The sequence below is a fragment of the Streptomyces nigra genome (assembly GCF_003074055.1).
Lineage (GTDB): Bacteria > Actinomycetota > Actinomycetes > Streptomycetales > Streptomycetaceae > Streptomyces > Streptomyces nigra.
The window spans coordinates 5494412-5518582 of the sequence record NZ_CP029043.1; the positions used below are offsets into that span (position 1 = coordinate 5494412).

At 72.1% G+C, this 24171-nt stretch carries 18 protein-coding genes; 15 read left to right on the forward strand and 3 right to left on the reverse strand.

Annotation, left to right across the window (positions count from 1 at the left end; translation table 11 throughout):
• Positions 1 to 131: 131 nt before the first annotated feature.
• The 9 genes from rimP to DC008_RS25630 all read left to right on the forward strand — a co-directional run bounded on the left by rimP (position 132) and on the right by DC008_RS25630 (position 12043).
• Complete coding sequence (gene rimP / locus DC008_RS25590; RefSeq protein ID WP_108708954.1) at positions 132 to 629, forward strand: ribosome maturation factor RimP; 498 nt, start codon at positions 132 to 134, stop codon at positions 627 to 629.
• A 2-nt stretch (positions 630 to 631) separates the two neighbouring features.
• A complete protein-coding gene (gene nusA, locus DC008_RS25595; RefSeq protein ID WP_055623225.1) occupies positions 632 to 1618 on the forward strand; it encodes a transcription termination factor NusA in 987 nt (328 codons plus the stop codon).
• Between the two features lie 102 nt (positions 1619 to 1720).
• Entirely contained in the window at positions 1721 to 2017 is a 297-nt protein-coding gene (locus tag DC008_RS25600; protein ID WP_108708955.1) for a YlxR family protein, read from the forward strand.
• 146 nt (positions 2018 to 2163) lie between these two features.
• Positions 2164 to 5247, forward strand: coding sequence for a translation initiation factor IF-2 (gene infB / locus DC008_RS25605; protein ID WP_108708956.1), 3084 nt, complete (start codon positions 2164 to 2166; stop codon positions 5245 to 5247).
• 145 nt (positions 5248 to 5392) lie between these two features.
• A complete protein-coding gene (locus DC008_RS25610; protein ID WP_108708957.1) occupies positions 5393 to 5686 on the forward strand; it encodes a DUF503 domain-containing protein in 294 nt (97 codons plus the stop codon).
• A 32-nt stretch (positions 5687 to 5718) separates the two neighbouring features.
• Complete coding sequence (rbfA, locus tag DC008_RS25615) at positions 5719 to 6174, forward strand: 30S ribosome-binding factor RbfA (protein WP_108708958.1); 456 nt, start codon at positions 5719 to 5721, stop codon at positions 6172 to 6174.
• The gene (gene truB / locus DC008_RS25620; RefSeq protein ID WP_108708959.1) at positions 6171 to 7076 is read left to right on the forward strand and encodes a tRNA pseudouridine(55) synthase TruB; all 906 of its coding nucleotides are present in this window, start codon (positions 6171 to 6173) and stop codon (positions 7074 to 7076) included. Before rbfA ends, truB begins: the two co-directional genes overlap by 4 nt.
• A gap of 523 nt (positions 7077 to 7599) precedes the next feature.
• On the forward strand, positions 7600 to 10941 hold the full coding sequence (locus DC008_RS25625) for a hypothetical protein (RefSeq protein WP_108708960.1): 3342 nt from the start codon (positions 7600 to 7602) through the stop codon (positions 10939 to 10941).
• Between the two features lie 145 nt (positions 10942 to 11086).
• Positions 11087 to 12043 (forward strand): bifunctional riboflavin kinase/FAD synthetase, encoded by a 957-nt coding sequence (locus DC008_RS25630; protein WP_108708961.1) that lies wholly within the window; start codon positions 11087 to 11089, stop codon positions 12041 to 12043.
• A 73-nt stretch (positions 12044 to 12116) separates the two neighbouring features.
• On the opposite strand, the gene DC008_RS25635 is transcribed toward DC008_RS25630, so the two are convergent.
• From DC008_RS25635 to eccE, 3 genes are all read right to left on the reverse strand, one after another.
• The gene (locus DC008_RS25635) at positions 12117 to 15296 is read right to left on the reverse strand and encodes an SCO5717 family growth-regulating ATPase (RefSeq protein WP_341867300.1); all 3180 of its coding nucleotides are present in this window, start codon (positions 15294 to 15296) and stop codon (positions 12117 to 12119) included.
• A 317-nt stretch (positions 15297 to 15613) separates the two neighbouring features.
• Positions 15614 to 16456 carry a hypothetical protein gene (locus DC008_RS25640; RefSeq protein ID WP_055623216.1) on the reverse strand — a complete coding sequence of 281 codons (843 nt, stop codon included), beginning with the start codon at positions 16454 to 16456 and terminating at the stop codon, positions 15614 to 15616.
• Entirely contained in the window at positions 16456 to 17775 is a 1320-nt protein-coding gene (gene eccE / locus DC008_RS25645; protein WP_199835447.1) for a type VII secretion protein EccE, read from the reverse strand. The genes DC008_RS25640 and eccE overlap by 1 nt, the downstream gene beginning before the upstream one ends.
• A 373-nt stretch (positions 17776 to 18148) precedes the next feature.
• Between eccE and eccB the strand changes: the two genes are divergently transcribed.
• The 6 genes from eccB (at position 18149) to DC008_RS35275 (ending at position 24076) form a co-directional block, all read left to right on the forward strand.
• Entirely contained in the window at positions 18149 to 19717 is a 1569-nt protein-coding gene (gene eccB, locus DC008_RS25650) for a type VII secretion protein EccB (protein ID WP_108708962.1), read from the forward strand.
• A gap of 292 nt (positions 19718 to 20009) precedes the next feature.
• A complete protein-coding gene (locus tag DC008_RS25655; RefSeq protein WP_055623214.1) occupies positions 20010 to 20321 on the forward strand; it encodes a WXG100 family type VII secretion target in 312 nt (103 codons plus the stop codon).
• A gap of 100 nt (positions 20322 to 20421) precedes the next feature.
• Positions 20422 to 20712 (forward strand): WXG100 family type VII secretion target, encoded by a 291-nt coding sequence (locus tag DC008_RS25660; protein ID WP_055623213.1) that lies wholly within the window; start codon positions 20422 to 20424, stop codon positions 20710 to 20712.
• A 212-nt stretch (positions 20713 to 20924) separates the two neighbouring features.
• On the forward strand, positions 20925 to 22193 hold the full coding sequence (gene mycP / locus DC008_RS25665; protein ID WP_164492374.1) for a type VII secretion-associated serine protease mycosin: 1269 nt from the start codon (positions 20925 to 20927) through the stop codon (positions 22191 to 22193).
• Positions 22194 to 22259: 66 nt separating this feature from the next.
• Complete coding sequence (locus DC008_RS25670) at positions 22260 to 22598, forward strand: hypothetical protein (protein ID WP_108708963.1); 339 nt, start codon at positions 22260 to 22262, stop codon at positions 22596 to 22598.
• Between the two features lie 38 nt (positions 22599 to 22636).
• Positions 22637 to 24076, forward strand: a complete 1440-nt coding sequence (locus tag DC008_RS35275; RefSeq protein ID WP_123954033.1) for a hypothetical protein — start codon at positions 22637 to 22639, stop codon at positions 24074 to 24076.
• The last annotated feature ends 95 nt before the right edge of the window (positions 24077 to 24171 follow it).

A 24171-nucleotide genomic window follows, 5' to 3' on the forward strand; every position in this document is an offset into this window, starting at 1 on the left:
GCCAGGCGAACGCGCCACTCACCGGCACCGGTCACCCACAGGTGGACGGCAACACACCCTGCGACCGGATACCCTTTGACCTGACACGCGCCCCATCCCACAACAGCACACGCGGCCGAGGAGTCACCCGGATGAGCACCACCCAGAGCGAGAGGCTGCGAGCACTCCTGGAACCCCTCGTCAGCTCCCAGGGACTGGACCTCGAAGAGATCGAAGTGGACTCGGTCGGACGCAAGCGTGTGCTGCGCGTCGTCGTCGACTCCGACACCGGCGCCGACCTGGACCGGATCGCCGATGTGAGCCGCGCGCTCTCGGCGAAGCTGGACGAGACGGACGCGATGGGTGAGGGCGAGTACACCCTCGAGGTCGGCACCCCGGGCGCGGAACGCCTCCTCAAGGAGCACCGCCACTACGTGCGCGCCGTCGACCGGCTGGTCAAGTTCGAGCTGACCGAGGGCGGCGAGCTGGTGGCCCGCATCCTCAAGGTCGACGACGACGGTCTCGACCTCGAGGTGCCCGGCGTGAAGGGCCGCAAGGCGACCAGCCGCCGGCTCGCGTTCCCGGAGATCGAGAAGGCGCGCGTGCAGGTCGAGTTCAACCGCAAGGACAAGAAGGAAGAGGAGGCGTAGCCGTGGACATCGACATGAGTGCCCTGCGGGGCTTGGTTCGGGAGAAGGAGATCTCCTTCGACCTGCTGGTCGAGGCGATCGAGTCGGCCCTCCTCATCGCCTACCACCGCACCGAGGGAAGCCGCCGACACGCGCGCGTGGAGCTCAACCGGGAGACCGGGCATGTGACCGTGTGGGCGAAGGAGGACCCCGAGGACCTCGAGGAGGGCCAGGAGGCCCGCGAGTTCGACGACACCCCGTCCGGCTTCGGCCGTATCGCCGCCACCACCGCCAAGCAGGTCATCCTGCAGCGGCTGCGCGACGCCGAGGACGACGCGACGCTCGGTGAGTACGCCGGCCGCGAGGGCGACATCGTCACCGGCGTGGTCCAGCAGGGCCGCGACCCGAAGAACGTCCTGGTGGACATCGGCAAGCTGGAGGCCATCCTGCCGGTGCAGGAGCAGGTCCCCGGGGAGACCTACCCGCACGGCATGCGGCTGCGGTCGTACGTCGTGCGGGTCGCCAAGGGTGTCCGCGGGCCCTCCGTGACCCTGTCGCGCACCCACCCGAACCTGGTGAAGAAGCTCTTCGCGCTGGAGGTGCCGGAGATCGCCGACGGGTCCGTCGAGATCGCCGCCATCGCCCGCGAGGCCGGTCACCGCACCAAGATCGCCGTGCGCTCCACCCGCAGCGGCCTGAACGCCAAGGGCGCCTGCATCGGCCCCATGGGCGGCCGGGTGCGCAATGTCATGGGCGAGCTCAACGGTGAGAAGATCGACATCGTCGACTGGTCGGACGACCCGGCCGAGATGGTGGCGAACGCGCTGTCCCCGGCCCGTGTCTCCAAGGTGGAGGTCGTGGACATGGCGACCAGGTCGGCCCGGGTGACCGTGCCGGACTACCAGCTGTCGCTGGCGATCGGCAAGGAAGGGCAGAACGCCCGGCTCGCGGCCCGGCTCACCGGCTGGCGCATCGACATCCGGCCGGACACCGAGCAGGCCGGGGAATAGATCCAGACCTCAGGTCGCTCAGATCACGTCAGGTTATCGCCCGGCAACTGTTCGAATCCTGCCCCAAAGGGGTGAGGTCGGTACGGGGAGGTAGACTTAGCTGTGTCTGGCCGGACACGCGTCCGCGCATGCCCTGAGCGCACCTGTGTGGGGTGCCGGGAGCGAGCGGCCAAGGCTGATCTGCTGCGGATCGTGGCGATCGAGGACGAGTGCGTCCCCGATCCTCGCGGTACGCTGCCCGGCCGGGGTGCGTATGTACACCCCGCCCTGATCTGTCTCGACCAGGCGGTACGCCGCCGGGCGTTCACGAGGGCGTTGCGTGCCCCGGGAGCGCTCGACACAAAGGCGTTGCGCCGTTACGTCGAGCAGACAACAGTTGTCGAGCAGGCAACACCGTAAGAAGCGTCGCGCGGAACCCCGTGCGGCCCAGGTACCTCGCGAGTCGGAAGTAGGTCGAGATTGCGATGAGCACTCGATGAGTACGCGATGAGTACGCCCATGAAGTAGCGACGGTCCGGCCGCAACCCGGACCTAAAAGGAGCGAAGTGGCTAAGGTCCGGGTATACGAACTCGCCAAGGAGTTCGGGGTTGAGAGCAAGGTCGTCATGGCCAAGCTCCAAGAACTCGGTGAATTCGTCCGTTCGGCGTCTTCGACCATCGAAGCGCCCGTAGTCCGCAAACTGACGGACGCCCTCCAGCAGGGCAACGGTGGCGGCAAGCCCGCCTCCGCCCGTAAGGCTGCCCCGGCGAAGCCGGGCGCCCCCTCTCCCGCGCAGGCCGCCCGTCCGGCAGCCCCGCGCCCGCCGGCCCCGAAGCCGGCCGCCGAGAAGCCCGCGGCTCCCGCCGCGCCGGCCTCTTCCGGCCCCCGTCCGACCCCGGGCCCGAAGCCCGCGCCGCGGCCCGCCCCGGCGTCCCCGGCTCCGACCACGCCCGAGTTCACGGCGCCCCCGTCGGCGCCCGCCGCTCCGGCGGCCTCCCAGGGCCAGGGTTCCGGCACGCGTCCGGGCGCCCCGCGTCCGGGTGGTCAGGCCCCGCGTCCGGGTGCTCCCCGTCCGAGTGGCCAGCAGGGCGGCCAGGGCCGCGGTGAGCGCACCGGCGCGCCGCGTCCGGGTGGCCAGGCGCCGCGTCCCGGCGCCCGTCCGGCCGGTCCCCGTCCGGGCAACAACCCCTTCACCTCCGGCGGCTCCACCGGTATGGCGCGTCCGCAGACGCCCCGTCCCGGCGGTGCCCCGCGTCCGGGTGGCCCCGGCGCTCCCGGCGGCGCTCCGCGTCCGCAGGGCCAGGGCCAGGGCGGTCCCCGTCCCCAGGGCGCCGCGGGCGGTCCCCGTCCGCAGGCTCCGGGCGGTGCGCGTCCCACGCCGGGCGGCATGCCCCGTCCGCAGGGCGGCGGTCCCCGTCCCGGTGGCCCGCGTCCGAACCCGGGCATGATGCCGCAGCGTCCCGCAGCGGGCCCGCGTCCCGGTGGCGGCGGTCCCGGTGGCCGTGGCCCCGGTGGCGGCGGTCGTCCCGGTGGCGGCGGCGGTCGTCCGGGTGGCGGCGGCTTCGCCGGCCGTCCCGGTGGCGGTGGCGGCGGTTTCGCCGGTCGTCCGGGCGGTCCCGGTGGCGGTGGCGGCGGTTTCGCCGGTCGTCCCGGTGGTCCCGGTGGCGGCGGTGGCCGTCCCGGCTTCGGCGGTCGTCCCGGCGGTCCCGGTGGCCGTGGTGGCACGCAGGGTGCCTTCGGTCGTCCCGGCGGTCCCGCGCGTCGTGGCCGCAAGTCGAAGCGTCAGAGGCGCCAGGAGTACGAGGCCATGCAGGCCCCGTCGGTCGGCGGCGTGATGCTGCCTCGCGGCAACGGCGAGTCCATTCGCCTGTCGCGCGGTGCTTCGCTCACCGACTTCGCGGAGAAGATCAACGCCAACCCGGCGTCGCTCGTCGCGGTCATGATGAACCTCGGCGAGATGGTCACCGCGACCCAGTCCGTCTCCGACGAGACGCTCCAGCTCCTCGCGGACGAGATGAACTACACCGTTCAGATCGTCAGCCCGGAGGAGGAGGACCGCGAGCTCCTCGAGTCCTTCGACATCGAGTTCGGCGAGGACGAGGGCGACGAGGAGGACCTGGTGGTCCGTCCGCCGGTCGTCACCGTCATGGGTCACGTCGACCACGGCAAGACCCGCCTCCTCGACGCCATCCGCAAGACGAACGTCATCGCGGGCGAGGCCGGCGGCATCACCCAGCACATCGGTGCCTACCAGGTGGCGACCGAGGTCAACGACGAAGAGCGCAAGATCACCTTCATCGACACCCCGGGTCACGAGGCGTTCACCGCCATGCGTGCCCGTGGTGCGAAGTCGACCGACATCGCGATCCTGGTCGTCGCGGCCAACGACGGCGTCATGCCGCAGACGGTCGAGGCGCTCAACCACGCCAAGGCGGCCGAGGTCCCGATCGTCGTCGCGGTCAACAAGATCGACGTCGAGGGCGCCGACCCGACCAAGGTGCGCGGTCAGCTCACCGAGTACGGGCTGGTGGCCGAGGAGTACGGCGGCGACACCATGTTCGTCGACATCTCCGCCAAGCAGGGTCTGCACATCGACTCCCTGCTGGAGGCCGTGATCCTCACGGCCGACGCCTCGCTCGACCTGCGGGCCAACCCGAACCAGGACGCGCAGGGCATCTCGATCGAGTCCCGTCTCGACCGCGGCCGCGGTGCCGTGGCGACGGTCCTCGTCCAGCGCGGCACGCTGCGGGTCGGCGACACGATGGTCGTGGGCGACGCCTACGGCCGGGTGCGCGCCATGCTCGACGACAACGGCAACAACGTCGCCGAGGCCGGTCCCTCGACGCCGGTGCAGGTCCTCGGCCTCACCAACGTCCCGGGCGCCGGTGACAACTTCCTCGTGGTCGAGGAGGACCGTACGGCCCGCCAGATCGCGGAGAAGCGCGCCGCCCGTGAGCGCAACGCGGCCTTCGCGAAGCGCACGCGCCGTGTCTCGCTCGAGGACCTGGACAAGGTGCTCAAGGCCGGCGAGGTCCAGCAGCTGAACCTGATCATCAAGGGTGACGCGTCCGGATCGGTCGAGGCCCTCGAGTCCTCGCTGCTCCAGCTGGACGTCGGCGAAGAGGTCGACATCCGCGTCCTGCACCGCGGCGTCGGTGCGGTCACGGAGTCCGACATCGACCTGGCCATGGGCTCCGACGCCATCGTCATCGGCTTCAACGTCCGGGCAGCCGGCCGTGCGCAGCAGATGGCGGAGCGCGAGGGCGTGGACGTCCGGTACTACTCGGTCATCTACCAGGCGATCGAGGAGATCGAGGCGGCCCTCAAGGGCATGCTCAAGCCGGAGTACGAAGAGGTCGAGCTCGGCACGGCGGAGATCCGCGAGGTCTTCAAGTCGTCCAAGCTGGGCAACATCGCCGGTGTCCTCATCCGCTCGGGCGAGGTCAAGCGCAACACCAAGGCGCGCCTCATCCGCGACGGCAAGGTGGTCGCGGAGAACCTCAACATCGAGGGCCTGCGTCGCTTCAAGGACGACGTCACCGAGATCCGCGAAGGGTTCGAGGGCGGTATCAACCTCGGCAACTTCAACGACATCAAGGTCGACGACGTCATCGCGACGTACGAGATGCGCGAGAAGCCGCGCGTCTGATCCCAGCACGCGATCGGGGCCGGTCGGCGGGAGTTCCCGGAAGGGAAACTCCGTCGATCGGCCCCGGCCGTTGCGTGTACGGTTCCCGTATCGGCGCCGAGCCTGGCGCCCGTACCCCGAACCGGCGGGACATCCGGACACACACATGTATGTGGGGACTCTGTCCTTCGACCTGCTCCTCGGCGACGTCCACTCGCTCAAGGAGAAACGCTCCCTCGTCCGTCCCATCGTGGCCGAGCTCCAGCGCAAGTACGCGGTGAGCGTGGCCGAGACGGACCACCAGAACCTCCACCGCCGGGCCGAGATCGGCCTCGCGGTGGTATCCGGGGACATGGGATACCTCACCGGCGTACTGGACCGCTGCGAGCGGCTGGTCGCCGGACGGCCCGAGGTGGAACTGCTCTCGGTTCGACGCAGGCTCCACAGCGACGAAGACTGAAGCACGACGTAAGCACTTAAGGAGACGGACCAGTGGCCGACAACGCGCGTGCCAAGAGGCTGGCGGACCTCATCCGAGAGGTGGTGGCCCAGAAGCTGCAACGCGGGATCAAGGACCCGCGGCTCGGCTCGCACGTCACCATCACGGACACCCGCGTCACGGGTGACCTGCGGGAGGCGACCGTCTTCTACACGGTGTACGGCGACGACGAGGAGCGGGCGGCCGCCGCGGCCGGGCTGGAGAGCGCCAAGGGCGTCCTGCGGTCCGAGGTCGGCCGGGCCGCCGGGGTGAAGTTCACCCCGACCCTCACCTTCGTCGCCGACGCCCTGCCGGACACCGCCAAGACCATCGAGGACCTCCTCGACAAGGCGCGCCAGTCCGACGAGAAGGTCCGTGAGGCGTCCGCGGGCGCCCGGTACGCCGGTGAGGCGGACCCGTACCGCAAGCCGGGCTCCGAGGACGAGACGGACGGCGACACCGCGGAATGACGCAGAAGAACACCACGCCCGACGGCCTTGTCATCGTCGACAAGCCGTCGGGCTTCACGTCGCACGACGTGGTCGCCAAGATGCGCGGCATCGCCCGCACCCGCCGGGTCGGGCACGCCGGCACCCTCGACCCGATGGCCACGGGCGTGCTCGTCCTCGGCGTCGAGAAGGCGACCAAGCTGCTCGGTCATCTGGCCCTGACCGAGAAGGAGTACCTGGGCACGATCCGCCTGGGCCAGACCACGGTCACCGACGACGCCGAGGGCGAGATCACGGGGTCCACCGACGCCTCGAAGGTCACCCGCGACGCCGTCGACGCCGGGATCGCCCAGCTCACCGGCGAGATCATGCAGGTGCCGTCCAAGGTCAGCGCCATCAAGATCGACGGCGTCCGCTCCTACAAGCGGGCCCGCGACGGCGAGGACTTCGAGATCCCCGCGCGACCGGTCACCGTGTCGTCCTTCTCGGTGTACGACCTCCGGGACGCCGTCGCCGACGACGGGACCCCCGTCCTCGACCTGGTCGTCTCGGTCGTCTGCTCCTCCGGCACCTACATCCGGGCCCTCGCCCGCGACCTCGGTGCCGACCTGGGCGTCGGCGGGCACCTCACGGCGCTGCGCCGCACCCGCGTCGGGCCGTACAAGCTGGACGCCGCGAAGACGCTGGACCAGCTCCAGCAGGAGCTGACGGTCATGCCGATCGCCGAGGCCGCGTCGGCGGCCTTCCGCCGCTGGGAGATCGACGCCCGGCGCGCCCGGCTGCTCTCGAACGGCGTCCGCCTCGACATGCCCGACGAGTACGCCGGTGCCGGGCCCGTCGCGGTCTTCGACCCCGAGGGACGCTTCCTCGCCCTGGTCGAGGAGCACAAGGGCAAGGCCAAGAGCCTCGCCGTGTTCGGCTGAGCGCCCGCACGGCACGGGTGCCTGCCCGTGGAGCGGCGGTCACGGGGTCGTCCTCTGCCCGCCGCTCCACGGTCCCCCCTCGGTTCCCCCACCCCTAGGGTGTATCCACCCACCCCCGCCTGTTCACCCGTCCGGGCAGGCGCTCGGAGTGAACCGAGGGTGTGCAAGGGGGCGCGTTCGGCATCCGACCTGTCCCACTGATCATCCGCGGCCTACCGTCGAAGCGACAGGGCGTGCGAGGGATGAGCGTGCGGGTGCGGGGCGGGGAGGTTCGACGATGGCGGGACGGGGCCCGCGGGCGGCGGACGCGGACGCGGACATGGACGGGGCGCGGGGGACGGGCGGCGGCTCGGAGCAGCCCCGCGTGGCTACCGCGTCCCATCGGGCTCGACGCTCCCGCCACGACGACGGCCGCGCCCGGCACGCCCGGCGCCCCGATGGTGATGCGCCGACCGCTGCCCTCCGTGACGATGCCCTGGTCCGTGTCCACGACGCGGCCGGGCGGCCCCGCGGCCTCGGTTTCATGGCCGACCATCACGGCACCGTCGTCACCGCGCACGAGGTCGTCGACGGACTCTCCCGGCTCGTCCTGCACACCGCCGGGGGCAGCCGCAGCTGTGTGGTGAGCGCCGAGGCGGTGACCCCGCTGCCCGAGCGGGGCCTGGCCCTCGTCCGCACCGAGGGACTGGGCGTCGACCCGCTGCCGGTGACCGTGCGGGACGCCTGCGAGACCGGCACCTACGTAGACATCCCGGCCGGCGGCTGGCGGCAGGCCCGGGTACTCGACGCCACGCCCGCCACCTACACGGCGACCGACCGCTGCCACGGCCTCGACGGCGTCCTGGAGCTCGCCATCGGCACCGCGGGCCGGGACGCGCTGCGGCTGGGCGGAGGCGCCGCCGGGGGACCCGTGCTCGACGCCGCGACCGGCGCCGTCCTCGGCGTCCTCGGCACCGCCCTGCAGTCCGCCCACAGCGACGCCGTGCTCGCCGCACCCCTGCGGCCCGCCCAGGACGGACCGCTGGCCACCCTGCTCGCCGACAACGCCGCGACGGTGCCCGCTCACGGCGCCGACCTGAACCTCGCCGGGGTGCTGGAGCTGACCGCCACCTCCGTCGCCCAGGACGCTCCGCCCGCCGGGTCCGGCCCCGCGCCCGTGCCCCGGGCCGCCGTGACCGCAGCGTTCGACGCCTTCCTCGCCGGCCCCGCCGCGGTGCTCGGCCTGGTCGGGCCACCCGGCAGCGGCCGTACGACGGAACTCGCGGGGCTCGCCGCGCGGCGCAGCCAAGGACCCGAGCCCGCTCCCACGCTGTGGCTGCGCGGCGCCGACCTGCGCGGCGACGACACCTCCGTCGCCGACGCCGCCCACCGGGCGCTGGACCGGGCCGCGCGCATCGTCGCCGCGTCCGGCCCCGACGAGCCCGCCCGTGACCTCACCCCGGAGCTGCCGGCCCGGCTCGCCCGTGCCATGGGCCGCCCCCTGCTGCTCCTGCTCGACGGCCCCGAGGAGATGCCGCCCGGCGCCGCGGACCGCCTCGCCGAGTGGACCGGCGCCACCGCGCGGTGGCTGCGGGACCACGGCGCCCGGCTGGTGGTGGCCTGCCGGACCGAGTTCTGGGAGACGGCCGGCGCCGGATTCCCCGCGGACCTGCTGCACGCGCCCGACGGTCACGACGGTCAGCCTCACCGGACCGTGCCGCCGTGCCTCCGCCTCGGCGACCTCACCCCGGAGGAGGCCCGGCAGGCCCGCGCCCGCCACGGCATCCCGGACGACGCCCTCACCGACGCCGACGCCCGACACCCCCTGACCCTCCGCCTCCTCGCCGACGTGTGCGCCGCCCGGCCCGGGGCGCCCGCACCCCACCGGGCCGACCGTCACGACGTCCTCTCCGCCCACCTCGACCTGATGTGCCTGCGCGTCGCCGTCCGCCTCGCCGCCGAGAACGACCTGCGCGGCACCGCCGTCCGCCGGCTCGCCGCCCGCGTCGCCGGCCAGGTCCACGAGGCCGCCCGGCGCAGCCTCGGCAGCGGACAGGGAGAACTCGACCGGCCCACCTTCGAGGCCGTGTTCCCCTGGGGCCAGGCACCCGTCTGGCTCGGCGGCGCCACCGGCTGGGCCCGCGCCGTCCTCACCGAAGGACTCCTCGTCCCCGCCGGCGACGGCTACCGCTTCGCCCACGAGGAACTGGCCGACTGGCTGCAGGGCCTCCACCTCGACCTCGACGAGGCTCTGCGCGCCCTCCTCCGCCCTTGTTCCAGCGGGATCATGGACCGGCCCGCCCCTTTTGTTCCGCACGACCGCGTCGGCCCCGTCCTCCAAGCCCTGCTGCTCCTCCCACGGCTCCACGGCACCGAACGCCTCGCCGACCGGCTGACCGAGCTGTCCGACGCGCTCGACACCGACCGGACCGACTGGTGGGCGGCCCGGCTGCTCACCGAGACCCTGCTGCGGGTCCCCGACGCCACGCCCTACCTGGACGTCCTGCGGCTGACCGCCGACCGGATCGTCGCCTGGCGGCGGCAGGGGCACCCCGCGCCCGCCGACCTCGGCCCCGGCTTCTGGACCGCGCTGCCGCTCCCCGGCGCCGAGCGCCTCGACCTGCTGCGCCGCCTCGTCCCCGCCGACGGCCCGGTCGACGACTCCGAGGCACCCCGGCCGCCCCGCTACCTGGACGCCGTCGCCCGTCTCCTCGCCGACGACCCCACCGCCGTACAGCCCCGGCTCACCCGCTGGTTCGACGACGACCGGCCGCTGCCCGCCACCCCGCACGCCACCGTCGCCCTCGCCGCCCAGGCACTGCTCCACACCCACCGGCACCGCGCCCTCGACGACCTCACCGAGACCCTCGTCGCCAGCGCCCACCCCCGCGCCGACGAACTGCTCGCCGCCCTCGCCGAGGAGGAGCCGTCCGCCGTCTGCCGGGCCGTGGACCGCTGGGCCCACGACGAACGGCCCGCCCGGCGCGTCGCCGCCCTCGCCCACGGGCTGCGCGCCGCACCCCACGTCCACACCGAGGCCGACCGCGAACTCCTGCGCTACGCCGCCCTCGCGCTGCTCGCCCGCCCCGCCGACAGTGCCCTGCACGGCGGCGCCCTCGCCCTCCTCGTCCGCGACCCCGTCACCCGCGCCCGCCATCTCCCGCAGGCCCTCGCGCACTTCACGGCCGCCGACCCGCAGTTCCCGCCCAGCGCCCTCGTCGCCGCGCTCGCCACCCACCCCGAACCGGTCCTCGACGCCTTCCGCGCCCGGCTGGAGCGGCCCGGCACGGGCGCCGTGCTGCGCACCCTCGCCGACGTCACCACACCCGCCCTCGCCCGCCGTGTCGCCGGTCTCGTCCGGGAGGCGGTGGCCCGGCACCCGGAGACCGCCGCCGACGTCGCCGCCTATGTCGACCGGTGCCTCGACCAGGGGCCCGGAGCCCGAGCCGTCCTCTTCCCGCTCGTCACCAGCCTCCTCGACGGCGGCCCCGAACAGGTGCGGGCCGCCCTCGCGACCGTGCTCGCCACCCCCGGCACCCCCGTCTCCCGCGGACTGCGCCGGGAGCTGCTCGACTTCCTGCTCACCCACGAGCAGGCGCCGCCCGTGCTGGACGCCCTGCTGCACGCCGCCGTACGCCGGACCGGCGGCGCACCGGACGACGACCTGCGCGACCTCGTCCATCACACCGGGCTGCTGCTCGTCCGCACCCCCGACGGCGCCGCCCGCTTCGACCGGGGTCTCGTCGACCTCGCCCGGGACGTCCCCGGCTTCGCCGCGCGGGTCGCCGGCTGGCTCATCGACACTCCGCGGGACTGGGCGGCCGTCGTCGGCCCCAGCACCCGCCGCATGATCGAGAACCTGGCAGGCGTCCGGGTCCCCGTCTGAACGGGGCACCGGCGCGTGCACCCCGTCACAGCGCCCATGCCGATGCGGGCAGGGAGCCGTCGGCATGGCACCCTTAGACCTGCGTAAGACCGTTTGGGCAATGACGGACACCGGTTCGACGAGTTTGCGACAAGGAGCAGGCACAGTGCAGCGCTGGCGTGGCTTGGAGGACATCCCCCAGGACTGGGGGCGCAGCGTCGTCACCATCGGTTCCTACGACGGAGTCCACCGCGGGCACCAGCTGATCATTCGGCATGCCGTGGACCGGGCCCGCGAGCTGGGCGTCCCGGCCGTCGTCGTCACCTTCGACCCGCACCCCAGCGAGGTCGTCCGCCCCGGCAGCCACCCGCCCCTGCTCGCCCCGCACCACCGGCGCGCCGAGCTGATGGCCGAGCTGGGCGTGGACGCGGTGCTCATCCTGCCGTTCACGACCGAGTTCTCGAAGCTGTCGCCGGCCGAGTTCGTCGTCAAGGTCCTCGTCGACAAGCTGCACGCCAAGGCGGTCGTCGAGGGCCCCAACTTCCGCTTCGGCCACCGCGCCGCAGGGAATGTCGAGTTCCTCGCGGAGCAGGGCAAGATCTACGACTACGAGGTCGAGGTCGTCGACCTGTATGTGAGCGGTGAGGCGGGCGGCGGCGAGCCGTTCTCCTCGACCCTGACCCGCCGCCTGGTCGCCGAGGGCGACGTCGAGGGCGCCGCCGAGATCCTGGGACGCCCGCACCGCGTGGAGGGCGTCGTCGTGCGCGGCGCGCAGCGCGGCCGTGAACTCGGCTTCCCCACCGCCAACGTGGAGACCCTGCCGCACACCGCCGTCCCCGCCGACGGCGTCTACGCCGGCTGGCTGCACGCCCAGGGCGAGGTCATGCCGGCCGCCGTCTCGGTCGGCACCAACCCGCAGTTCGACGGCACCGAGCGCACGGTGGAGGCGTACGCCATCGACCGCGTCGGACTCGACCTGTACGGGCTGCATGTGGCGGTGGACTTCCTCGCCTATGTGCGCGGCCAGGAGAAGTTCGACTCGCTGGACGCGCTCCTGGAGGCCATGGCCCGGGACGTGCAGCGCTGCCGTGAGCTGATCGCGGAGGCCGGCGACCCGGCCTGACCCGCATTTCCTTTTACGACGGCGGAGGGCCGGCACCGTACAGGTGCCGGCCCTCCGCCGTTCGCGCGTCCCGCTACTGCTGGGTCCAGCCGGGCGGGACGACGCCCGGCTGCTGCCCCTGCTGCCCCTGCTGCCCCTGCTGCGGTTCCTGCGGCGGCGGAGGCGCCTGCTGCTGCCACTCCTGGCCCGGCGCGGGCTGCTGCGGAGCCTGCTGCCAGCCCTGCCCGGGCGGCGGGGCACCACCGGGCTGGGCGTACGGCTGCTGGGGCTGCTGCGGCGGATACCCCTGCTGCTGCGGATGCTGCTGGTACTGCATGTGCGGGTTGCCGAAGCCCTGCTGGGTCCGCGCGATGTCCTCCGCGATCAGGGCGGCGAGGTCGAAGTACGCCTCACGCGTCTTCGGGCGCATCATGTCGAGGTCCACCTCGGCACCGGCGGAGAGGTGCTCGTCGAAGGGGATCACGACGACACCGCGGCAACGGGTCTCGAAGTGGGCGACGATGTCGTCCACCTTGATCATCTTGCCGGTCTCACGGACTCCGGAGATCACGGTGACCGACCGCTGCACGAGGTCCGCGAAGCCGTTCGCCGACAGCCAGTCCAGCGTCGTCGAGGCGCTGCTCGCACCGTCCACCGACGGGGTGGAGATGATGATCAGCTGGTCGGCGAGGTCCAGCACCCCGCGCATGGCGCTGTAGAGCAGACCGGTTCCCGAGTCCGTGAGGATGATCGGGTACTGGCGGCCCAGCACGTCCAGGGCGCTGCGGTAGTCCTGGTCGTTGAACGTGGTGGAGACCGCCGGGTCCACGTCGTTGGCGATGATCTCCAGACCGGAGGGCGCCTGCGAGGTGAAGCGGCGGATGTCCATGTAGCTGTTGAGCTGCGGGATCGCCTGCACCAGGTCACGGATCGTGGCGCCCGTCTCGCGGCGCACCCGGCGGCCGAGCGTGCCGGCGTCCGGGTTGGCGTCGATCGCCAGGATCTTGTCCTGCCGCTCGGTGGCCAGCGTGGCACCCAGCGACATGGTCGTCGTGGTCTTGCCGACACCGCCCTTGAGGCTGATGACCGCGATCCGGTAGCAGGACATCACCGGCGTACGGATCAGACCGAGCTTGCGCTCCCGTTCCGCCTGCTCCTTCTTCGCGCCGAGCTTGAAGCGGGACGGGCCCTGGTTGTTCTTGCGGGCCTTCGGCTGGTTGCGCAGCAGACGGTCGGACGACAGCTCCACGGCGGCGTTGTAGCCGAGGGGGGTGCCGGGCGCGGCTTGCTGCTGCTGCGGAGCACCCGGGCCGGCCTGCGGACCGGGGGGCGCCGACCAGCCGCCCTGGCTGCCGTAGGCGGCGGGCGTCTGCGGCTGGGCCGGGGGTTGTTGCGCGTCCGGCTGCTGGGGGTGCTGCGGCTGTTGCGGCTGGGGCTGGCCGGGCTGTTGGGGGTAGCCGTAGCCCGGCTGTTGCTGCGGGTAGCCGTAGCCGGGCTGCGGCTGCGGTTGGCCGGGCTGGCCCGGCTGCTGCGGGTAGCCGTAGGGCTGGGGCTGGGGCTGGGCGGGGTGCTGCGGGGCCTGCTGGGGGTGCGGCTGGGGCTGGCCCGGCTGCTGGGGGTAGCCGTACGGCTGGGGCTGGCCCGGCTGGCCTGCTGGTGCGGGCTGGGGGGCCGCCTGGCGCGGGTCGACGGGCTGAGCGGGCTGGCCGGGCTGCGGCTGGGCCGGGCCGAAGCCGCCCTGTGCCGGGGGCTGCTGGGGCTGGGGCTGGCCGGGCTGCTGCGGGTAGCCGTAACCGGGCACCGGCGGAGCGCCCTGGGCCGGCGGCTGCGGGACGCCCTGCTGCGGTGCTCCCTGCTGCTGCGGGTGCGCGGGCACGAAGCCCTGGGGGAGCGGCGGGAGCGGCTGGCCGGGCTGCTGCTGCCCGGTGGGCTGCTGCTGTCCGATGGGCTGCGCGTGCGGCTGCTCACCCGGGGCTGCGGGCGGCTGTGCGGGGGCGCCGGGCTGGGCGTGCGGGGGCATCGGCGCCTGAGCCTGCGGCTGTTCGGGCGTGGCGGGCCGAGCCTCCGGCTCGGGGGCCGCCTCCGGGGGCGCGGGCTGCGCGTCGGCCTCGGGCTGTGTGGCGGGCTCCTGCTGAGCGGCGGACTCCGGCCGCGGGGCGTCGGCCTGGGGCGTGGCGTCGGCCTCCGGCTCGGTGTTCTGCTCCGGCTCCGGCTCGTCGTCGTCACCGCCGAACAGGCGGGCGGCCTCGGCGTCGGCAGCGGCGTGGTTGAACTCGGACTCGGGCTCGGGGCGCTCCGCCTCCGGCTGCTCGGCCACCGGGGGAACGGGGGCGGGCGGTTCCGGGGCGGCGGGCGCGGGCGCCGCCGGTGCCTGGGCGCTCTCGTCGACCGGGCGCAGCACCGGGAAGCCGGGGGCGGCCGGAGGAGCGGAGGCCGCGGCCGGGGGAGCGGCTGGTGCGGCAGGCGGAGCTACCGGCGCGGCAGGCGGTGCTACCGGTGCGGCCGGTGCGGGCGTGGCCTGCTGGGGCTGCGACTGCTGGCCGGGCTGCTGGGGGTAGCCGTAGCCGCCGGGGGTGTTCGGCTGAGGCGTGCCGAATCCGCCGGAGGTGTCCTGGCTCTGCTGGGGTGCGGGCGTGCCGGGCTGCTGGGGGTAGCCGTAGCCGCCGGGGGTGTTCGGCTGAGGCGTGCCGAGTCCGCCGGAGGTGTCCTGGCTCTGCTGGGGTGCGGGCGTGCCGGGCTGCTGGGGGTAGCCGTAACTGCCGGGGGTGTTCGGCTGAGGCGTGCCGAATCCGCCGGAGGTGTCCTGGCTCTGCTGGGGTGCGGGCGCGCCGGGCTGCTGGGGGTAGCCGTAGCCGCCGGACGCCGGAGCGGCGCCCGGGCCGGACTGCTGCTGGGGGAATCCGTAGCCACCCGCGGTCTGCCCCTGCTGCGGCGCGGCCGGAGCGCCCTGGGCCGGTGCGGGGCCCGGGCCGGCCGGAACGCCGGGCGGACCCGTGGGCGTACCGATGGGCGTGCCGGTCGGCGGTGGCGGTGCCGGGGGTTCCGGCTGACCGCTCGGCGAGGAGCCACCCTGCGTGCTCTGGGCATACCAGGCGGGAGGTGTGTAGACGATTTCGAACTCGCCCGTGAGATCCACCTCGTGATCGTCCCCGTCCGAGGAAGGGCTCCCGCCGTTGTACTCGGACCGATCCCTGTTCACTGCTTGCCTCCTGGTCAGCCACTGCTGCTGAGCGTGTCGTCGTCGCGGCCGGGCGGACCGAGTGGCGAGTCCCACGCGACTGCGATCGTCACCGCACCACCAGAAGCCTAATCACTCGCTTGGCGGGACGGAAAAGGCCCCATGTGCGCGGACGCTATAGCCCGGACTCCGTGGACGGAAGGGTTTTCCGAGCCCGGAGGGACCCGACCGCCGAGCCGGTGGAAGACGGCCACCGGCCCCCGGAGGGACACGATCACCGGCCGCCGAGAGGACCCGACCGCCGATCCCGCCGGACGTGACGGCCGGACCCGGACGACACGGTCGGCCGACCCTCGGGCTCAACGCCCCCCGCCGACCGCCCCGTTCACCCCGTGCCCGGCGCCAACGACGGCTCAGTCCATCCGGCGGGCCACACCGAGCAGCCCCGTCTCCGCATCCGTGGCCTCGGTCATCACGAACTTCTGGTGCTTGCGCGTACACCACAGCGCGACGCCGTCGTGCAGCGTCGGCAGATGCTGAAGGTGTTCCTCCGGAATGCCCAGAGTGTCCTTCACGGCCTCGGTCTCGTACGGCGAGATGCGCTGGATGCCGACCAGATGGGCCTGCGACAGCCACCGCGGCGCGTGCTCGCTGACGAACGGCAGGACCGTCACCACGGCCTGCCACGGCACCGACGTCACCCGCCCGCGCGGCGGACGGATACCGCAGTCCCGGATCAGCACCACCGGGCTGGACACCGACGGGCCCTGCGCGGGCACCCGTCCCACCGGATACACCGTCACACACTGCTGACCGCCGCCGGCCGCCTGGGCCAACTGCTGCCACGCCTGCGGACGGCCGGTCTCGACGCCCACCCGCGCGCCGGTCGCCGCGGCCCGCAGCGCCAGCACCTGCGCCAGCCACAGACCGCCCACGAGTACGACGTCGAAGGGCGTGGGACGGGACAGGCCGAGCACCGCCGGCTGCGACTCCGGGTCGGTGCCGATGAGGACGCCGTCGTCACCGATCGGCATGCTGATCGCCGCGAGCTCGTCGACGGTCACGACATGACGGTTGCGGCGCGGGCCGCGCAGCCCGAACCCAGGGCTGAAGATGCGCCGTTGCCGCTGAGCCGGCTCGGGCTGCCGGATGATCGGGATCATGCCGGTGTCGGTGGGGGAGGCCACATGGGCCGGGGTGCGGCCGGGGGCCCGGCCCTGCTGGCCCGGGGGCATGGTCGGAGCGGGCTGGGACATCAGTACGTACCTCCGAGCGGCAGAGTGGCGAGGGCCCCGGGGACCTGCTCCCGGTCGAGGCGGACCAGACCGACCTTCGCGGTGCTCGCGGTCCGCTCCAACTCCCTGCCCACCTGGCCGAGTTCGTCGTCGCCGCGCGCGGTGACGCGGATGTGCCCGGCGAGCGCGACACCTCGGTTGCCGGCCTTGCTCAGGGTCATGCTGAACGTCGTGGCCAGCACCGGCAGCGACGTGAAGCGCGTCACCAGCTCGGGCAGCGCCACCCCGCCGGCGCCCAACTGCGGCCAGCGGGACACCCAGTACGTCGTGTGCCAGCGGTCGTCGACCCGCCAAGTGCGCACCGCCTCGACCGTACGGCGCTGGGTGCGGCCGTCCTGGGCGTGCTGCTGGTTGGCGCGCGGGTTGAGGCAGCTCGACGTCGCGAGCGCCTGCACCAGTTCGGTCTCGTCGAGGATCGTCGCCTTGAAGCCGGCACCGGCCAGCCGGCTCGACAGCTGGTCCGCCACCCGCAGCAGGGCGCGCTGCGCGCCCGGGACGCCGTCCCCGCGCGCCTTGACCGCCTCCGGGCACAGCTCCGGGTCGAGCTTGAGGGCGACCCAGGTGAGCCGCAGCGCGGGCGAACCGGCCTGCGCCTGCAGGGGGCCGTACGAGCGCGCGGCGAGCGACTGCGGCGGGAGGTGCGGCGCGGGGGCCGGCTGGGTGTGCTGCACGATCTGCACGGAGGCGAGCCGGATCCCGTCGACCTCCAGGGCGTCCTGGATGAGCTTCAACGGCAGCTGCCGTTCGGCCGCACCGGGCCGCAGCGGCTGGTCGCCGGGCTGCACGAAGAGGACGGCCGTCAGGAACGTGCCGTCGCCGATCATCCCGATCGAGCGGTCGTCACGGGAGACGAACGAGTACGTCCGCAGGGCCGGGTCGCACTCCACGACCGGCGCCAGCATCGCGTCCGTCCCCGGCGGCACGGGCAGTTTGGCGTCGCGCCGGCGCTGCCGCAGCGCGCGCGTCGTCTCCCACCACTCCGGCAGGGGACGGCGGCCGCGGCGCAGCACGGCGAGGAGCAGCAGCAGAGCCGCCACGGCACCGGCCGGGGCCAGCAGCCAGGACGTCCCCACGGCCCAGGCGGCGACCATGACGGCCGCGGCCAACTCCACCAGGATCAGCTGCTGCAGACGGACCGGACCGAGGCCGCCCGGACGGGGCAGCGTGCGCGGCGAGGCGGCGGAGGGAGCAGCGGGCGCGGCAGGCGTACGTCTGCCGTCCGGACCCCCCGGTTGCTGCGGTGCGCGGCGTCCGCGCCGAGTGCTCGTAGCGCTGCTCATCCCCCGGGACATCCCTTTCGCGAAGTAGTGGCCGTCGGGCGGGCGGGATCCGCTGTCCCGGATCCCGGCGCCGGGCCAGGGGCTTCATCGGCCCACACCATCCATGCGGGTGGCTCACGGTACCCGCTGCGGCACGCCGGGCGACACAGGGGACACCCGAACCCGAGGACGGCACACCGGCCCCAGGTGACCAGCCTGCCATGGTCCGCGCCCGCGTGGTGGAGGCCTGTGGAGAAGCTCTGTGAAGATGCCGGGGGCTGTCCACACCTGAGGGATCGTCGGTGGGCGCCGCAGGGCATAGTAGGTGCCTGCACGGCCGTTGCGGCCTTTTCGAGCGCGATCGAAGCACCACCAAACGGGAGATACGGGGACCATGGCAAAGCGTCGGGACGAGCTCGCCGCCTACACGTTCGCTCGCAAGCGCACCGTCGCGGCCTTCCTGGCGCCGTCGCCGGGCGGCTCGGAGGAGGGCGCCCCGCGCCCCGTGCGGACGGTGATGCCGAGCCTCGCCGTCGGCATCGTCCTGGTCATCGGCTTCATCGCGTGGGGAGTGATCAAGCCCACGGCTCCCAAGGGCTGGGACACCCCCGGCGAGCACATCATCGTCGACAGCGACTCCACCACGCGGTACGTGGTCCTCGACCCGAACCCCAAGGACAGCAAGGTGGAGAAGGTCCTCCACCCGGTCCTCAACTACGCCTCCGCGAAGCTGCTGCTCGACAAGGGCAAGGGAAGCGTCCTCGAGGTCCCCGGCAAGGAGATCGACAAGAGCGGTATCCGGCACGGCGCGACCATCGGCATCCCGTACGCGCCCGACCGGCTCCCCTCCAAGGAGGACGCCGAGAAGACCAAGACCTGGGCGGTGTGCGAGCGTCCGGCGCCCGGCTCCAAGGCGGCCATCGACCGCGCCGTCTTCGTCTTCGACGACAGCGACGCCAAGTCCCTGGAGAACGCCGGGAAGGTCGACCCCCGCGAGGCCCTCTACGTCACCGACACCAGGACCAAGGCCGAGTACCTGGTCGACAGCAAGGGGAACCGCTTCCTCCTGGGCGGCAAGGCCGGCCTCGACGCGACGTCCATGGAGCAACTGCGGTCCGCCGTCACCGGCAGCAGCGCCACCACGGACCCGCAGCCGGTGAGCCAGGAATGGCTCAACACCCTGAACGACGGCGGGGACATCACCTTCCCCGTCGTGCCCGGTGCCGGCGGCCCGACCTCCGTCCAGGGACTCCCCGCCGAGGCCGGCACGATCGGCCAGGTGCTGCGGGCGCGCGACGCCCAGGGCGAGCAGTTCTACATCGTCCTGAAGGACAAGGTCGCCGCCGTCTCGCCGTTCGTCGCCGCCCTGCTCGTGGCTCGCGACGAGAACGGCGCCCTCAAGGTCGACACCCGCGCCGTCATCGAGGCCAACGGCGGCCGCGCCGACCGCTTCTACGCCGACAAGGGCTGGCCCGAGATCGTGCCCCGGCAGGCCAACAGCACCAACCCGACGACCGGTGAGGCGGCCAGGACGTCCTGCAGCGTCTACAAGGGCACCTTCGACGGCCGTACGCCCAGCCTGGCGGCCTGGGCGGGGGCCGACTACCCCAAGAAGGTCATCACCGACTCGCTGAGCGCCTACGTCTCGTCCGGCTCCGGCCTGCTGTTCCAGGAGGTCTCCGGTACGGCCGCCGGCGGCGGGGCGACGTATCTGCTGACGGACACGGGCCTGCGGTACTCCCTGCCGAAGAACAACGACAGCGCGGCCGCCGCCCAGAACCCGGCCGCGTCGACGGGCGCCGGCGCGTCCCAGGGCGACGCGAGCGAGACCGACAAGGCCCGCACCCGGCTGGGCTACGAGGACCTCAACCAGCCGGCGGTCGTGCCGCAGACGTGGGCGACGTTCATCCCCAAGGGGCCGATGCTCGACACTGCGGGGGCGTCGCAGCCGCAGAGTCAGTGACGGAGGGTAGGGGCCGGTCTCCTGGTCCCTACCGGCTCGTGGCCGACTCGGGGCCGGCTCGGGAAACCGGCGAGGCGGCCCCAACAGCCCGCCGTTTATTGCCATTTGAACCAAGACGGCGCACGGGTCACAGCTTCGTCGCTCAAGTGTGTGAGCCGTGTAACTGATTGGCCTTGCCTGTGGATGAGTGACAGGCTGACGATAGAGTGTTTGCAGCGCTCAAGCGTGCGAAGCAGCTCCGGGCAACGGATTGAGGTTTCCCGGACCAACGACGACATGGGGGAAGGTTCACATGGCCGGCCAGTTCCGGGTAACAGAGGACGAACTCACCAAGCTCTCCAGCGACATCAGCACCGCCAACGGTCAGCTGCAGGGCGAGATCCGCCGCCTCAACGGAGTGATCGACCAGATCGCGGGCGGCTGGAAGGGCCAGGCTGCCCAGTCCTACCGCCAGCTGCAGGAGCGCTGGAACGCGGACGCGAAGAAGATGAGCGACATCCTCAACGACATCAAGGAAGCCGTGGACTCCACGCGGAGCAACTACTCCGCGTCCGAGGAGCAGCAGAACTCCGAGATCAGCAAGATCATGTCGGACTTCGGCTGATCGAGCCGTACCGGTCGCGCGCCGTGCCGTCCACCGGCCGGGGCCGCCGCTCACTCCTCCCTCTGTCCAGCGACTTTCCTCCGAATCTTCCTGAAAGGGAATGACGATGTCGATCCTCGTCAATTACGCAACCATCACCAACGCGTCCACCGATGTGAAGTCCACGGCCGGCCGCATCAAGCAGCAGCTGGACGACCTCGAGGCCGCGGTCAAGCGTGTCGCCAACACCTGGGAAGGTGAGGCGCAGGAGGGTTACCAGCGCAAGCAGCGCGAGTGGGACCAGACCGCCGCCGACCTGCACTCCACCCTGCTGAAGATCTCCACGGCCCTGCAGAGCGCCGCCGAGAACTACCAGGCCACCGAGAAGAGCAACGCCTCCACCTGGGGCTGAGCCAGCCGGCGAGCCGGGGGACATCGGATGAGGAGATTCGGCCCAGCCGACGCCATGGCGTCCGCTGGGCCGACCTCTGCTTCCGGGTCGTTCACACCGTCTTCCGGACCGCACACGGTAAATCCGCCGAATCTTCACACCGGCCGACGGCGCGGCGCGCGCGTCACCGGCCGGGACACCGTCGACACAAGGAAGCCCTGGGGGCCTGGACGATGAGGGGCCTGAACGTGGAGGGCCACAAGGCCGGTTCGCGTAGCCGCACGAGTGGGACCCGCGCACTGAAGCGGGTCCTCGGCGTGCTCGCGGTGACGGGGGTCTGCGTCACCGCGTCGCCGTTCGCCCCGACCGCGGCGGCCGACGGCGGCCCGGACTTCGGACTGTCGGCCAGCACCGAGTGCGTGTTCGGCGGCGACGTCATCAAGTCCACGCCCTGGTCGCTCCAGCGGATCCTTCTGGACCAGCTGTGGGAGCACTCCACGGGCAAGGACGTCAAGGTCGCGGTGATCGACACGGGCGTCGACAAGCGGAACCAGCAGCTGACGGCAGCGGTGACCGGCGGCAAGAGCTTCGTCGACGGCTCCGCCGCCCGGGACATCGAGGGCCACGGGACGCGTGTGGCGGGCATCATCGCCGCCCGCCCGCTGAAGGGCACCGGCTTCGTGGGGCTCGCCCCCGACGCGGACATCCTCTCCTACCGCTACACGGGCGGGCAGGAGAAGCAGGGCGACTCCGGGACGATGTCCCAGGCGATCCGCGCCGCCGTCGCCGCCGGGGCCGACGTCATCAACATCTCCTCGGACACGGCGAACAAGGAGGACAACCTGGGGCTGCGCCAGGCCGTGGCCTTCGCCGTGGGCAAGGGCGCACTGATCGTCGCGGCGGCGGGCAACGACGGGGCGGACGGCAAGTTCGCCGACACCTACCCGGCCGCGTACGACGGCGTCCTGGCGGTCGGCGCCTCCGACCGCAACGACGAGCGGGCGTTCTTCTCGCAGTCCGGCGACTTCGTGGACGTCGCGGCACCCGGCGTCGGCATGGTCTCCACCGTCCCGGGCGGCGGCCAGTGCACCGCCGACGGCACGAGCTTCGCGGCGCCGTACGTGGCGGGCGTGGCGGCCCTGCTGAAGCAGAAGCACCCGGAGTGGAAGGCGGCCCAGATCGCCACCCGCATCGAGGAGACCGCCCAGCGCCCGGGCCGCGGCCCCAACGGCTACATCGGCTGGGGCGTGGTCGACCCGGTGGCGGCCCTGTCGGACGACTCGACCCCGAGCACGTCCCCGGAGCCGGACCCGCCCGTGAAGGCCGGGTCTGGCGGTGTCGTACCGATGGCTGTGACGATGGGTGAGACGGAGGCGGAACGTGAACGCCGCACGGCCATCTACGTATTGGGCACAGGAGTCGCCCTGGCCCTGGTGATCGCCGGCAGCGGCGTAGCCGTACGGGACTGGCGCTCCCGCCGACCCAGCCGCACCACGCGATGAGCAGGCATCCGGGGATGCCGAGGACTTGGACAACAGGGGAGAGGACAACGGGGTATGAGTAACGGAATGCGGGTTGACCTGAGCGCGTTGGACGAGGTCATCCGAAAGCTGTGGACGCTGCTGGACGACATGGACAAGGCGGGGCAGACATCGCGGTACAACACGGAGATCCCGATGGATGCGTTCGGGAACTCTTGCCTCTTCAAGGAGGCCGGTGATCTGCATGCGGCCCACGGGACCATGAAGGCCGACCTCGAGGGCGCGATCAAGAGCCTGCATGGGTTGATTGACAAGTTCGGCACGAGCACCTCCAAGGTCAAGGACAAGTACAGCGAGCAGGAGTACGCGAACAAGAACCAAATGGGTGGTAACACGGGGGGCTCGAACGGCTCGTTCGCAAAGTAGTCCGATCGAGAATCACCTATTAGAGGGAGGAGTTCAAAATGGGTGAGAAAGATCTGCCCAAGCCTGAGATCGTGAATGACACCTGTGTCGCGGACCCTGGGCGTCCTCAGACCAAGACTCAGTTCATCGACTATTCGCTGAAAGAACTCAAGCAGATGCTCGATGGCACCAATCCCGGGGCCATCGAGGAAGCCGGCCGTCACTGGGGCAAGGTGAACGAGCTTCTCGCCGGTGGCGAGGGCGGTGGCATCGCAGGTCTGCTGGACAAGGCTGTCGATAATGTCTTGGAGCACTGGGAGGGGGATGCGGCCCGCAGCTTTGAGAAGAAAGCTCGGGAAATCTCTCAGAGCATCAGGAATGCAGCCTGGCACGCCGATCTCAACAGCGGCCAAATGGCCGACGCCGGCTCGCAGCTGCGCAGATTCAAGGCGCAGCTCGACGAGATCGAGGAGCCCAGCGGCTGGGCCAAGCTCGGTGACGCCCTCAGCGACTGGCAGTGGGACAATGGCGAAGCAGTTGCGAGTGATCTCAAGGATCGCAAGCTCACCGCCGCCGAAGTAGCGCAAATCAACGAGGGCAAAATCGGGGCGAGCCGGGAGGCTCAACTCAACGGTGTTGCCGTCATGGAGAATCTTGCGGCTCAGTACATCCGGGTTAAAGGGAACCTGGATAGGAACCGAGTCCTCATCGATGAGAAGGGCAACATCAAGGAGCCCAACGGCAACGTAGAGTACCCGCCGCCTGTTACCGTTCCGAGCGGGGGTGCGACATCGCCGAGCGGCTCCGTACCCGGTAATAAGCCGTGGACTGCAGGCTCAACCAACAGCATCAAGCCGACGCCTGCGGTGCCCCGTGATCCAGGAATCACAGGAGGCTCGCAGCTTCCGACTGCCAAGACGAAGATCGACAGTATCTCCCCCGGCTTGACTGGGCCCGGACCGAATGCCGGAACCGGTGGCCCCAACATCAGTGGGGGCGGCGGGGCCGGTGGGGCTCAAGGTCCGGGCATCCTGGGCACTGGTGGGGCTGGCGGTCTCGGCCGCGGCGCGGCCGGACGTGGCGGCATCGGCGTCCCAGGTGGACGTGCTGGAATGGGTGGCGGTGCTGGCTCAGGGCGCGGCGCCGGAGGCCGAGCTGGTATGGGCGGCATGGGTGGCGCGGGAGCCGGTGGGGCTGGCCGAGGCGGTGCCGGCGCCGCTGGACGGGGAGCACTCGCGAAGGCCCGCGGCGGTGTTGTTGGCGCCGCCAAGGGGCTTGTTGGCAAGGGATCCGGTGGCGGTGCGGGTCTCCATGGCAGCCGTGGTGGTACACAGCGTGGGGCCATGATGGGTGGAGCCGGTGGCATCGGCGGTCGCAGCGGGCGCCGGTCTGAGGATGAGAACAGCCGGGGAGACCGTCCCGACTATCTGGTCGAAGACGAGGAGACCTGGATTTCGGAAGAAGACCGCAACCGCAACGTACCGCGAACCATCGAGTAGGGGCGCGAGTGAGCCGCACGGACGGACCGTGCGGCTCGCTCTCATGCAGACTGGCGGAACCAGTCGGTGTTGAGTGAGGAGCAGAGAAGTGGGTT

Excerpts from the sequence above, each read along its gene's own strand:
- rimP (WP_108708954.1), top strand. The coding sequence starts at position 132 with ATGAGCACCACCCAGAGCGAGAGGCTGCGAGCACTCCTGGAACCCCTC.
- DC008_RS25610 (WP_108708957.1), top strand. The coding sequence starts at position 5,393 with ATGTATGTGGGGACTCTGTCCTTCGACCTGCTCCTCGGCGACGTCCAC.
- truB (WP_108708959.1), top strand. The coding sequence starts at position 6,171 with ATGACGCAGAAGAACACCACGCCCGACGGCCTTGTCATCGTCGACAAG.
- DC008_RS25625 (WP_108708960.1), top strand. The coding sequence starts at position 7,600 with ATGGCCGACCATCACGGCACCGTCGTCACCGCGCACGAGGTCGTCGAC.
- DC008_RS25640 (WP_055623216.1), bottom strand. The coding sequence starts at position 16,456 with ATGTCCCAGCCCGCTCCGACCATGCCCCCGGGCCAGCAGGGCCGGGCC.
- eccE (WP_199835447.1), bottom strand. The coding sequence starts at position 17,775 with ATGAGCAGCGCTACGAGCACTCGGCGCGGACGCCGCGCACCGCAGCAA.
- eccB (WP_108708962.1), top strand. The coding sequence starts at position 18,149 with ATGGCAAAGCGTCGGGACGAGCTCGCCGCCTACACGTTCGCTCGCAAG.
- DC008_RS25655 (WP_055623214.1), top strand. The coding sequence starts at position 20,010 with ATGGCCGGCCAGTTCCGGGTAACAGAGGACGAACTCACCAAGCTCTCC.
- DC008_RS25660 (WP_055623213.1), top strand. The coding sequence starts at position 20,422 with ATGACGATGTCGATCCTCGTCAATTACGCAACCATCACCAACGCGTCC.
- mycP (WP_164492374.1), top strand. The coding sequence starts at position 20,925 with ATGAGGGGCCTGAACGTGGAGGGCCACAAGGCCGGTTCGCGTAGCCGC.
- DC008_RS25670 (WP_108708963.1), top strand. The coding sequence starts at position 22,260 with ATGCGGGTTGACCTGAGCGCGTTGGACGAGGTCATCCGAAAGCTGTGG.
- DC008_RS35275 (WP_123954033.1), top strand. The coding sequence starts at position 22,637 with ATGGGTGAGAAAGATCTGCCCAAGCCTGAGATCGTGAATGACACCTGT.